Annotated in this window: 9 protein-coding genes; 3 read left to right on the forward strand and 6 right to left on the reverse strand. The window is 65.2% G+C overall.

Annotated features, from left to right (window positions below; translation table 11 throughout):
• The first annotated feature begins 153 nt into the window (after positions 1-153).
• Both GNH96_RS14860 and GNH96_RS14865 read left to right on the forward strand, forming a co-directional pair.
• On the forward strand, positions 154-2,628 hold the full coding sequence (locus GNH96_RS14860; protein ID WP_169604354.1) for a heavy metal translocating P-type ATPase: 2,475 nt from the start codon (positions 154-156) through the stop codon (positions 2,626-2,628).
• Between the two features lie 13 nt (positions 2,629-2,641).
• The gene (locus GNH96_RS14865) at positions 2,642-3,112 is read left to right on the forward strand and encodes a pyrimidine dimer DNA glycosylase/endonuclease V (protein WP_169604355.1); all 471 of its coding nucleotides are present in this window, start codon (positions 2,642-2,644) and stop codon (positions 3,110-3,112) included.
• On the opposite strand, the gene GNH96_RS14870 is transcribed toward GNH96_RS14865, so the two are convergent.
• From GNH96_RS14870 to argC, 4 genes are read right to left on the reverse strand one after another with little or no spacing between them, the layout of a single operon-like run.
• On the reverse strand, positions 3,078-4,226 hold the full coding sequence (locus GNH96_RS14870) for an MFS transporter (protein ID WP_169604356.1): 1,149 nt from the start codon (positions 4,224-4,226) through the stop codon (positions 3,078-3,080). The two genes, GNH96_RS14865 and GNH96_RS14870, sit on opposite strands and share 35 nt — an antisense overlap.
• Before the next feature lie 12 nt (positions 4,227-4,238).
• The gene (gene aroC, locus GNH96_RS14875; protein ID WP_169604357.1) at positions 4,239-5,339 is read right to left on the reverse strand and encodes a chorismate synthase; all 1,101 of its coding nucleotides are present in this window, start codon (positions 5,337-5,339) and stop codon (positions 4,239-4,241) included.
• Positions 5,340-5,354: 15 nt separating this feature from the next.
• The gene (prmB, locus tag GNH96_RS14880) at positions 5,355-6,320 is read right to left on the reverse strand and encodes a 50S ribosomal protein L3 N(5)-glutamine methyltransferase (protein ID WP_169604358.1); all 966 of its coding nucleotides are present in this window, start codon (positions 6,318-6,320) and stop codon (positions 5,355-5,357) included.
• On the reverse strand, positions 6,317-7,363 hold the full coding sequence (argC, locus tag GNH96_RS14885; protein ID WP_169604359.1) for an N-acetyl-gamma-glutamyl-phosphate reductase: 1,047 nt from the start codon (positions 7,361-7,363) through the stop codon (positions 6,317-6,319). The genes prmB and argC overlap by 4 nt, the downstream gene beginning before the upstream one ends.
• Before the next feature lie 557 nt (positions 7,364-7,920).
• On the opposite strand from argC, the gene trhA reads away from it, so the two are divergent.
• The gene (trhA, locus tag GNH96_RS14890; protein ID WP_169604360.1) at positions 7,921-8,595 is read left to right on the forward strand and encodes a PAQR family membrane homeostasis protein TrhA; all 675 of its coding nucleotides are present in this window, start codon (positions 7,921-7,923) and stop codon (positions 8,593-8,595) included.
• Between the two features lie 1,213 nt (positions 8,596-9,808).
• On the opposite strand, the gene GNH96_RS14895 is transcribed toward trhA, so the two are convergent.
• A complete protein-coding gene (locus tag GNH96_RS14895; RefSeq protein ID WP_169604361.1) occupies positions 9,809-10,141 on the reverse strand; it encodes an integration host factor subunit alpha in 333 nt (110 codons plus the stop codon).
• 4 nt (positions 10,142-10,145) lie between these two features.
• Positions 10,146-12,521, reverse strand: a complete 2,376-nt coding sequence (gene pheT, locus GNH96_RS14900; protein WP_169604362.1) for a phenylalanine--tRNA ligase subunit beta — start codon at positions 12,519-12,521, stop codon at positions 10,146-10,148.
• Positions 12,522-12,541 lie beyond the last annotated feature (20 nt).

Here is a 12,541-nt window from a genome sequence, read left to right on the forward strand (position 1 = left end):
GGCTGGACCGAAAAACTCAAACGGATTGCAGGGGAGGCAAGGGGCACATGAGGACGCAGGTGCAGCCTGCCGATGTGCCAGCCGCCCGCCGTCGTTCATCCGGGTTCGCATGACTATAATGGCCTTCCCGCCTACCCACGAGGTCCCGCAGGCATGGCCGCCGAATCGAAGACGCTCGAACACTTTCAAATCGTCCACCAGACCCGCTCCCGCCTGCGCGCCGTGGCGCCCGTCCTGCGGAAACAGGCCGAGCGTATCCACATTTTCGGCGTGCTGCTGCGCAAGCATCCGGCGGTGAAGCGGGTCCGGGTGGTACCGGCGCTGGGTTCGGTGACCGTCCATTTCGATCCGGCGGCGATACCGGCAGTAGAGCTTCAGGCTTTCCTCGAAACGGTCCTGGCCAATCTGGGGCCTTCCCCCTCCCCCTCCACCTCCCCCGCTCTCGCCGCCGCGGTCAGCCGGGAGATGAGCCCCAGGCCGCCGCTGCACGAGTTCAACGTCGCGGTCGAGGGCATGAGCTGCGTGTCCTGCGCGCTGTTGATCGAGATGCTGCTGCGGCGCGATCCGCGGGTGGCTTCGGCCAGCGTCAATTTCGCGACGGAAACCGCCCAGGTGCTGACGTCGATGAGCCGGGACGATCTGTACGGGACACTGCGCCGGCTCGGGTATCGGCCCCAGCCGATGGACAGCGTGGCGCAGCGCCGGGCTTTGCTGGCGCGGGAAAAAGCCCGCATCGGCAAGGCCTGGCGGCATTGTTTCTGGTCGCTGGTATTCAGCGTGCCGACCTTCCTGATCGGCCTGTTCGCGCCGCGTTCCCGGCTGATGGGCTGGATGCAGCTCGCCGTGTCGGCGCCGCTGCTGCTGGGCAGCGGACGGGAGTTCTTCGACAAAGCCTGGCAACTGGCGCGGCGCCGCTCGGCCAGCACCGATACGCTGGTCGCCGCCGGCGTCGGCTCGGCCTACGCCTACAGCTTCTTCTCCCTGGCGACCGGGCGCGGCGGCTATTACTTCGAGGCGGCGGCGGGCGTCATCTCCTTCGTGCTGATGGGCCGTTATCTGGAGGAGAAGGCCCGCGGCCAGGCACACCAGGCCATCCGCCAACTGGTCGAACTGCAGCCGCAGACGGCGACGGTCCTCCGGGGAGCGCGGGCCCTGAGCCTCGCCATCGACGAAGTCCGGGTCGGCGACCTGGTGCTGGTGCGGCCCGGCGAGCGTATCCCCGCCGACGGCGAAATCGTCCACGGGCTGTCGGCGGTGGACGAATCCATGGTGACGGGCGAGAGCCTGCCGGTGGTCAAGGAAACCGGCCACCGGGTCACCGGCGGCTGCATCAACGGCAATGGCGCACTGCAGATCCGGGTCAGCGCGGTGGGCGCGGACACCGTCCTCTCGGGCATCCTGCGCACGCTGGAACAGGCACAGACCAGCCGGCTGCCGATTCAGCGCACGGTCAACCGGCTGTCGGCTTATTTCGTGCCCGCCGTCATGGCGGTGTCCGGCGCTACCTTCTTCGGCTGGATGGCGGCAGGCGCGGGCTTCGGTACGGCGCTCAGCCATGCCATCACCGTACTGCTGGTCGCCTGCCCTTGCGCGCTGGGACTGGCGACGCCGGCCGCCGTGATGGTCGGCACCGGACAGGCGGCGCGGCGCGGCATCTTCATCCGTAACGCCGAGAGTCTGGAAACCGCGGCCGGCCTGACCGTCGTCGTATTCGACAAGACCGGCACCCTCACCGAGGGCAGGCCGAGGATCACCGACTTCGCCAAGGTCTCCGATCTGGACGAAGCGGCGCTGCTGCGGCTCGCCGCCGGTGCGGAATCGCATTCCGAGCACTTCATCGGCAACGCCATTCTTGCCCACGCCGCGACATTGGGCTTGGCGTGGCCCGAACCGGCCGAGTTCCGGGTCGAACCCGGCTCGGGCATCGCCGCCGTCGTCGAGGGCCACGAAGTACTGATCGGCAATCAGCGCTGGCTCGATAAGCACAAGATCGAGAGCGGCCGGAACCTCCGCGATGCGGCGCGGAAGCTGGGCAGGCAGGGCAAGACCCCGGTATTCGTCGCGCTGGACGGGCACGCCGCCGCCGTGCTCGGCGTCGCCGACCGGCCCCGGCCCGATGCCGCGGAGGCCGTCGCCCGCCTGCACCGGCGGGGAATACGGACGCTCATGGTGACGGGCGACGTCGTCCCCGCCGCCGAACACATCGCCGCCCTGGTCGGCATCGACCGGATCGAGGCGGGAGCACGCCCCGGCCGCAAGCTGGAAATCGTCCGCCATTTGCAGGCCCGCGGCGAGCGGGTCGGCATGATCGGCGACGGCATCAACGACGCCCCCGCCCTGGCCGCGGCCGACGTCGGCCTGGCGGTCGGCGGCGGCACCGACATCGCCAAGCAGAGCGCCGACCTGACGCTCCTCACCGGCGACATCGCCAAGGCGGCTGAGGCCATGGAACTGAGCGGCCGTACGCTACGGGTGATCCGCCAGAACCTGTCCTGGGCGTTCGGCTACAACCTCGTCGCCATCCCGCTGGCCGCTTTTGGGAAGCTCCATCCGATGGCCGCCTCCGCCGCGATGGCGGCAAGCTCGGCCGGTGTGGTGCTGAACGCCTTGCGGCTGCAGCGGGAGTGAACCGGGTTCGGCCATGCGGCTTTGGACCCTGCATCCCTGCTACCTGGACGCCAAAGGCCTGGTCGCGCTCTGGCGCGAAGCCCTGCTGGCGCAAGCCGTGCTGAAAGGGCTGACGCGCGGCTATACCCATCACCCCCAGTTGACCCGGTTCCGCGAAACGCCCGACCCCGGAGCGGCGATCATGCACTATCTACGGGCCGTCCACGCAGAAGCCGAGCGCCGGGGCTACCGCTTCGACGCGGGCAAGATCGCCCCCTGCCAGAAGCCGGCGCCAATGACGGCCACGGACGGCCAGCTCGCCTACGAATGGGCGCATCTCAAAGCGAAGCTACGGACGCGCGCCCCCGCCTGGCTTGAACCCTTGGAGACGGTCGAGCGGCCGGAACCGCACCCCTCCTTCCGCATCGTGCCGGGACCGGTGGCGGACTGGGAAATACCGCGTCAAGGCGCTAGCGGCGCCGATCCACCAACAGCCAGGCGATGATCAAGGCGATCAAGGATACCGCCGCAGCGCCGGCATAAACCGCCTCGGCGCCGACATCGGCCCAGGCGTAGCCGCTGGCGAAGCTCCCCAGCGCGCCGCCCACACCGTAGCTCAGGCTGGTGAAAAGCGCCTGGCCGCGATGGCGGTTGCGCCCCTGGAAATAGCGGTGCACCAGGGCGATCGAGACGGCGTGAAACGCCCCGAAGCTGGCGGCATGCAGCACTTGGGCGAAAACCAGGACTCCCAGCCATTCGGCGTAGCGGCCGATCAGCAACCAGCGCAAGACGGTCAAGGCGATGCTTGCGAGCAGGATGGCGCGCAGCGAGACGCGGGCCTGGATCACCGGCAGGATCAGAAACAGGACGATCTCCGACACCACGCCCAAGGCCCACAGCTGGCCGGTCCTGGAGCGGTCGAAGCCGTGGTTCTCCAGATGCACCGAATAGAAGCTGTAATACGGCCCGTGGGCCATCTGGATCAGCAAACAGGTCGCCAGCAGACCGATCACTTCCGGCCTTTTGACGATCATGAACAAGGTATCGTGCGAAGGTTCGTGAACCACCCGCGCACCGCCCGGAATGGCGAGGCTGGACAGCCACATCAGCGCGAACAGCAGCACCAGCACCTGCGGCAGGCACCCGATGGCGAGCCGGGCTTCGAGCGCCGCGCCCACCGCGAGCACGCCCAGGATGAACCCGACCGAACCCCATAGCCGGATCCGGCTGTAACCCCTGCCATCGCCCTTCAGCAAGGCCAGGTTCAGCGACTCCAGGGTGGGCAGGAACGCGTTCCAGAAGAAACCGGACAACGCCACCACGGACAACAGCCCGCCGTAGCCGGGAAGCACGAAGATCAGGGTAAAGCCGAGAAACGCGAGCAGGCAGGCCAGGCGGATGAGGAACAGGTCGCGCCCGGAATGATCGGCCAGCCAGCCCCAGCAGTTGGGCGCCACGATGCGGGTAGCCGCCATGATCGCCATGACGATGCCGATGTCCTGCGGGCCGAGGCCACGGGCCTGCAAGTAAAGCGGCCAGTACGGCAGAAAAGTGCCCAGCGCCGCGAAGTACCAAAGATACAGGCCGGAGAGCCGCCAGTACGGCACGGTGCCGGGCATGGGCGGACCGGACTAGAGCGCGCTGGGGGGAAGGGGATCGAGGGTGCGCACGACGTCCTGGTTCTGCCCGCGGTGGCGCAGATAGTGATCCATCAGCACGATGGCCATCATCGCCTCGGCGATAGGCGTGGCGCGGATGCCGACGCAAGGGTCATGGCGGCCGGTGGTTATGACTTCCACCGGTTCGCCCTGGAGGTTCACCGAACGGCCGGGGATGCGGAGGCTGGAGGTAGGCTTGAGGGCGATGCTGGCGACGATGTCCTGGCCGCTGGAAATCCCGCCCAGGATGCCGCCGGCGGAATTGCCGAGGAATCCCTCCGGACTCATCTCGTCGCGGAATACCGAACCCTTGGCCTCGATGCAGGCGAAACCGGCGCCGATTTCCACGCCCTTGACGGCGTTGATGCTCATCAGCGCGTACGCCAGTTCGGCGTCGAGCCGGTCGAAGATCGGTTCGCCCAGACCGGGCGGCACGCCCTTCGCCACGACGTTGACCCGCGCGCCGACGGAGTCGCCTTCTTTCCGCAAGGCATCCATGTAGGCTTCCAGCTGGGGTACCTTGGCAGGATCGGGACAGAAGAACGGGTTGTGGTCGATGGCGCGCCAGTCGAGCGGATCGAGCCGGATCGGGCCGAGCTGGGCCAGGTAGCCGCGAATTTCGATTCCTAAACGCTCGCGCAGGTATTTCTTGGCGATGCCCCCCGCCGCCACCCGCATCGCGGTTTCGCGCGCCGAGGAACGTCCGCCGCCGCGGTAGTCGCGGAAGCCGTATTTCATGTGGTAGGTGTAGTCGGCATGGCCGGGCCGAAAGCGATCGGCGATGCTGGCGTAGTCCTTGGAGCGCTGGTCCTCGTTTTCGATCAGGAGGCCGATCGGCGTGCCGGTGGTGCGTCCCTCGAACACGCCGGAGAGGATCTTGACGGTGTCCGACTCGCGCCGCTGGGTGGTATGGCGGGACTGACCCGGCCGGCGGCGATCCAGGTCGTGCTGCAGATCGGCCTCGGATAGCGCGAGTCCGGGCGGGCAGCCGTCGACGATGCAGCCGAGCGCGGGGCCGTGGCTTTCGCCGAATGAAGTGACGGTGAACAGCTTGCCGATGGTGTTTCCGGACATGGTTTCTCGCTATGCTTATTGGAGGGTCTTGCCGGTGGCCGCCGTTCCCGGATCGAGGGAACGCTCGAACAGGTCCCGATGCCTTTCGACCTGGGCGGCGGTCAACAGGAAAACGCCGTCGCCGCCGTGCTCGAAATCCAGCCAGAGGAAGTCGACTTCCGGGTAGAACGCCACCAGCGCTTCGGCGCTGGAGCCGACCTCCACCACCAGGACGCCATCCGGCTCGAGCCGGTCGGCGGCGCCGGCGAGGATGCGGCGCACGCAGTCCAGCCCATCCTCGCCCGACGCCAAGCCGAGCCTGGGCTCGGCATGGTACTCGGAAGGCAGATCGCGCCATTCCTGCAGATTCACGTAAGGCGGATTGCTCACGATCAGATCGTAGCGGCCCCCCTCGAGCTGCTGGAACAGGTCCGAATGCACCAGCCGCACGGCCTCTTCGAGGCCATGGGCACGGACATTCATCCGCGCTACTTCCAACGCGCCGCCGGAAATGTCCACGGCGTCCACCCGCGCCCGGGGGAAGGCTTTGGCGCAGGCAATGGCGATGCAGCCGCTGCCGGTGCACAGATCGAGCACGCCGTCGACCGCGTCCGGCTCCAGCCAGGGCTGGAACTGGTTTTCGATCAGTTCGGCGAGGGGAGAACGCGGCACCAGCACGCGCTCGTCCACATAGAATTTCAGACCGGCAAACCAGGCTTCGTGGGTCAGATAGGCCAAAGGCACCCGCTCCTCGATCCGCCGGTCGATCAGGTGCAGGATGCGCTCGCGCTCTTCGAACGTCAGCACGGCGGAGAAATAGCCCGAGGGCATGTCGTGTGGCTGGCGGATCACATGCATGACCAGCGCGGCCGCCTCATCCAGCGCGGTCGCGGTGCCATGGCCGAAAAACACACCGGCTTCGGCGAAACGCGTCGCACCCCAGCGGATGTAATCGCGCACCGTGGTCAAGGTCTCGAGAATGGACGGATGGGTGGTTTTCATGGATACAGGCCGATGGCTTGAAGGCCGGTGGTCTCCTCGAAGCCGAATCTGAGATTCATGTTCTGCACCGCTTGGCCCGCGGCGCCCTTGACCAGGTTGTCGATCACCGACAGCACCACGATCTGCCCGCTCCCCTGGGGCTCGAACACCGCGATCTGGCAGCGGTTGGAGCCGCGCACATTGCGCGTGTCCGGGTGGCTGCCGGGCGGCAGCACGTCGACGAAAGGCTCGTCGCGGTAACGCTGCTCGTACAGCTGCTGCACGTCACCCGGTTCGTCGATCACCGCGGCGTAGAGAGTCGCATGGATGCCGCGGATCATCGGCAGGAGATGCGGCACGAAGGTCAGTCCCACCGGCTCGCCGGCCATCTGCACCAGACCTTGCACGATTTCCGGCCAATGCCTGTGCCCCGCCACGGCATAGGCCTTGAAGCTCTCGCCGGTTTCGCTCATCAGCAGCGGCATTTCAGCCTTGCGCCCGGCGCCGCTGACACCGGATTTCACGTCGGCGATGAGCCGGTCCGTTACCACCAGCCGGTTTTCCAGCAAGGGCATCAGCCCGAGCTGCACCGCCGTGGGATAACAGCCGGGATTGGCTATCAAGCGTGCCGAGCGGATCGAATCGCGCCGGATTTCCGGCAAGCCGTACACCGCCTCGTCCAGCAGCTCGGGGCAGGCATGCGGTTCGCCGTACCAGCGCGCCCATTCGTCCGCGTCCTTCAGGCGGAAATCCGCCGACAGGTCGATGACGACGACGCCTTGCTCCAGCAACACCGGCGCCGACTTCATGGCGATGCCGTTGGGCGTGGCGAAGAACACCACGTCGCAGGCGCCGAGATCCTCGGCCGCGGGTTCACTGAAGACCGCATCCACGTAGCCGCGGAGATTGGGATACAGATCGGCCACCGGCCTCCCGGCATCCGCGCGGGAAGTAACCGCGCGGATGTGCACGCCGGGATGCAGCGCCAGTATCCGCAATAATTCCACACCGGTATAACCGGTGCCGCCTACAATCCCGACTTCGATCGGCTTGCCTGACGCCATGTCTGTTCCGGACATCAAAAAACTGAGTATTTTGTCATACTATAACAAACTGCGCCCCAGGCAGGCCGCGTGCCGCCTTCGTTTCCCGATCCCCAGAGAACGAGCACAAGCATGACTGGTGTGCGGCAAGCTGGGCATCCCGACCTTCCAGTCCGTCGCGGTCGCCTGTTCCGTCGCGAGCGGCGTGCCGCGGACCTGCCGAATCAGCTCGGCGCCGATCTCGCCGGCGGAGGGCCAAGGAGCGCGGAGAAAAATCCGCTTCCTGCGCAGACTCCGGAAACTCGGCCACAAGGCAGCCTATCCCGGCGCCGCGGAAATGCCAAACGAACTCGCCATGCAGGCTCACGTCACGATCGGACGGGGCGGCATCGCAGCAGCGGGCGTGCTGGACGGCGCGACCTCGACCCTCCTCGCCGCCGTCGGGGTCATGAACGTGGACCGCCGCCGCCCGCCCGGCAGCAAACTGCCGCCCGTCCTGAGGAACGCGCCCGTCTCCCTGCATGTTATCGTCACCGAAATCCTGTTCAAACACTTGGAGTCCACACGGGAAGCCAACCATGTACACCTATTCCATTCCGGGCTTTGCCGAGCCGGTCAGTTCCATCAGCCATTTGTTGAGTGCCGGCCTATTCGCCGTCCTGGGAGTCTTGTTGCTGCGCCGAGGCCAGGGGAGCATGACGCGCTTGGTCGTCTTGGCAGTCTTTGTGGTTTCCTGCGTTTTTCTCCTGTCCATGAGCGGCGTTTATCATCTGCTCGCCCCGGGCGGAGCTGGCCATACGGTGCTGCAGCGGCTGGATCATGCCGGGATTTTCGTGCTGATCGCCGGAAGTTTCACCCCCGTCCATGGGATTCTGTTCACGGGGTGGGGACGCTGGGGTGTGTTGCTATTGATCTGGACTCTCGCCACGACGGGCATCACGCTCAAGGTCATCTTCTTCGACAGCATTCCGGAATGGCTGGGATTGACGTTATATCTGAGCCTTGGCTGGATCGGCCTGGCATCGGGCATCACACTTTGGCGACGCTACGGCGGCGCTTTGGTCAGGCCCCTGGTTTTCAGTGGCTTGTCATACACCGTCGGGGGTGTGCTGGAATTTCTCCGGATGCCCATCCTCATCCCGGGGGTGATCGGGCCTCACGAGCTGCTGCATATCAGTGTGCTGGCGGGGATCGGATTTCATTTCCGGTTTCTGTTCGGCATGTTGAATCGGACCGCCCCTCGGGGAGCGTAAAGGGTTCGCCTCGGGAAAACGCCCGATCCTCGATGAACCGGATCAATCACCCTTGTCTTTCCCCAGGATGCGGAAAGACGATCTTATGGACATTTCTTCGGTGAAGGCGCATTGTGCAAGGCGGGATGAACCCCGGGGAGGCGCTCCATGGCCATTCAGGGCCGGATCACCGACACGGCCATCCCCGGCCCGCCCAGCCCCGAACAGGACAACTTTCATGGCCTTTTCGCAAAGGCAGGCGTCCGATGTGGTGGAAAACAAACATCAGCTCACGCACACCTGAACGCTGGCCCTCGATAACAGCTACCCCGCCTTTCGCGGAGGCTTAAGGCGGAAAAGAGAACGGGAGAAATTCGTGTGGCCTATCTGTACAGCGAAAGAACCCTACGATTATTGGTTCCGACACCCGATTTTTTGGCAATCCCACGCTTAACTCGGCGCCAGGAAGCCTTTGCCAGTAAGGAAAACCTTCTCCCACACGGCGGGATAGAGCAATATCCTTCCGGTTCGGCTTTTCCGGGTGGGGGGGGTCGGACATGAACTCCACTTCGATTCGAAGTGACTATTCGCCACTCGATAGGCTATCCAAGGACAGGTGGGCTACGATTCAAACTCCAGAGGTTGAAATACCATCTATGAACCTAGCATTCAGCGATCATCTTCTTACCGCCAGCAATTTTCGGCAAACCTGCGGATTCTGCGGGTGCGTGTTCCGTGTGGACATCACATGGCAGATATCCTATTCCTACAAGGCCAACCAGGACATGCAAGTCTATGCCTGCCCCGAGTGCAGGCGCGATTCGCGAATCAAGACATCCACGAAACCCCGGATCACATTGGTCTCGAAACGCACTGATGGGCGATCGAGTCCCTATCCGCAGAATTGAAACGCCTCATCTCGACCGAAGCCGGCGTATTTTTTTCCGGAGTTGGCGCCGACTCCGGTATGAAAACCCAAGAAAACGCCGTCACTTGATCCAAACCGTTTGCGAACGGGGATATCTTGAGAGCGGCAAGGCCACCGGCTTGTGTTTGCGAATGCCAAACCGCAAGCCGTTCGCCATGGGACAGCTGCCTGACCATCCGGCCAACGAGGCCTTGTGGGCGGGGCCCTTGCGTTGCGCCGTGGCCCGTGGGCATGGGCCGGACAGCCACCAAGAATGGTGATGACCGAGCCTCTTCAGGCGTTGGGCCGCCGGCGACCGAGCCCGAGTCAGACATCCTCGCTTTGCGATGCGCCGGACGAATTTTCGCCTTCGTCCTGGAGCCCCTCGACCGTGGCCTTGAGTTTCTGGCCCGCTTTGAAGGTCACCACGCGTCGCGCGGTAATCGGAATCTCTTCGCCGGTTTTCGGATTCCGGCCGGGACGCTGGCGCTTATCACGCAGATCGAAGTTGCCGAAACCGGAGAGCTTTACCGAACGCCCGCTTTCCAGCGACGCCTTGATGATCTCGAAAAACTGGTCGACCAGCTCCTTTGCATCGCGCTTGTTCATGTCAAGCTCGGCAAACAACCTTTCGACCATATCCGCTTTGGTTAGCGCCATTGCCTCATTCTCTCAATTTCGCACCAAAATCAGTCGCCAACCGTTCCACGATCCGGGCCATGACCGCATCCACCCGGTCGTCGGTCAACGTATCCTCCGCATCCTGCAGGATGACGCCGAGCGCCAGGCTCTTCTTGCCTGCCTCCACCCCGGCCCCCTGATAAACGTCGAACAGCACCGTGTCGCGAACCAGGGTACCGCCGCTCGCGGCGACGGCTTCCAGCAGATCCGCGGCAGGCACCGCCCGCTCCACGACCAACGCCAAATCCCGCCGCACGTGGGGGAAGCGGGACAAGGGCGCAAACCGCGGCAGATCGCGTTGCAGCAGCGCTCCGACGTCGAGCTCGAACAGGAAAACCGGCTGCTCGAAGCCGAGTTCGCGCTCGAACTGCGGATGCAGCATGCCCAACCAGCCGGCGCCGACATGGCCGATCACGATCTCGGCCGTCTGGCCGGGATGCAGGGCGTGATGGGCGGCCGACCGGAAACGAACCGATGCCCTGCCGGTCAAGCCCAGTATAGCCTCGACGTCGCCTTTCACATCGAAAAAGTCCGCCCGCCTGCCCTTCTCCCCCCATTGCTCGTCGAGCACCGCCCCCAGCACGAGACCGGCCAGGGTGTTGCGCTGCTCCAGGGTTCCGCCGCGCCTTACGAATTTGAGCCCCGTTTCGAAAATGCGCACCCGCTCCTGCTGCCGGCTTAAGTTTTTCTGTGCGGTATCCAGCAATCCCGTCCACAGGCTGGTCCGCATCACCGCCAGCTCGGCCGAAATCGGATTCAGCAGTGTTTCGGGTTCGAGTTGCGGATCGATCCGCCGCTGAAGCTCGGATGATACAAAGCTGTAGGTAATGACTTCCTGGTAACCGCGGTCGGCCAGCATGTCCTTGACCCGATCCAGCCCGAGCACGGTTTCCGATGCCGGCTGCATGGCCGAGGCCACGGCGGGGCGGCGCCGGGGGATGTTGTCGTAACCGTAGACGCGACCGATTTCTTCGATGAGGTCGGCTTCCAGAGCGATGTCGAAGCGGAAGCTCGGCGGGGTGACTGTCCAGCCCTGATCGTCGGGAGCGACGTTCATGCCGAGGCGGTTCAGGATGTCCGCGATCTCGTCGCGGGCCAGGGCCAGGCCGAGCAGTTGCTCGATCCGCTTCTCCCGCAGACGAATCGGCGGGCGAACCGGCAGCAAGTCGCTGTGGACGCTTTCCGTGATGGGACCTGCCCGGCCGCCGGCGATCTCCAGCAGCAAGGCCGTAGCCCGCTCGATGGCCCGAGTTTGCAACGCCGGATCGACGCCGCGTTCGAAGCGGTGGGAAGAGTCCGTCGCCAGGCCGAACCGCCGCGCCTTGCCCATGATGAGGGCAGGCGAGAAAAACGCGCATTCCAGAAAGATATCCGTGGTGCCCTCGCTCACCGCGCTGTATTCGCCCCCCATGATGCCGGCCAGCGCCAGGGCCTTTTCGGCATCGGCGATGACCAGTACGTCCGGGGAGAGGGTGATTTCCTCACCGTTCAGCAGCTTCAGCGACTCGCCTTCATGGCCGCAACGCACATGAATCTCGCCGGAAAGCTTCGCCAGGTCGAAGGCATGCAGGGGCTGGCCCAGCTCGAGCAGCACATAGTTGGTGACGTCGACCGCCGGCCCCAGGCTGCGCAGCCCGCTGCGGCGCAGACGCTCCTTCAGCCACAGCGGGGTTTCCGCCTTGGCGTCGATACCGGCGATGACCCGGCCGAGATAGCGCGGGCAGGCTTCGGGCGCATCCAGATGCACGGCCAGCCGCCGGTCGCTGCCCACCGCCGCCGCTCCCGCTTCGACGCCCTGGAATGGCAGACGGTTGATCAGCGCCACTTCACGGGCGATGCCCTCCACGCTCAGGCAATCGGCACGGTTCGGGGTGAGATCGATTTCCAGAATCCGGTCGTCGAGCTGCAGATAGTCGCGGATGTCGGCGCCCACGGGGGCATCGGGCGGCAGCTCCAGCAAGCCCGAGGCATTCTCATCGATGCCTAGCTCCTTGGCCGAGCACAGCATGCCGAAGGATTCGACGCCGCGCAGGCGGGAGCGTTTGATCGCCGTGGGACCGGGCAACACCGCGCCTTCGGTCGCCAGCGGCGCCACCAAGCCGGCACGGGCATTGGCCGCGCCACAGACGATCTGCAGAAGCTCGCCTCGACCGGCTTCGACCCGGCAGATCTGCAGACGGTCGGCCTCCGGATGCGGGGCCGCTTCCACGATCCGGGCCACCACCACGCCGCTGAAATCGGCCGCCGCGGGCTCGGCGCCGTCGACCTCCAGCCCGGCCATGGTCAACTGGTGGACCAGCCCGGCCGTGTCTACCGCGGGATTGACGTATTGGCGTAACCAGGCTTCGCTCAGGCGCATGTCGGCTCTTCGGCGGGAAC

It is taken from the genome of Methylococcus geothermalis, from assembly GCF_012769535.1.
Lineage (GTDB): Bacteria > Pseudomonadota > Gammaproteobacteria > Methylococcales > Methylococcaceae > Methylococcus > Methylococcus geothermalis.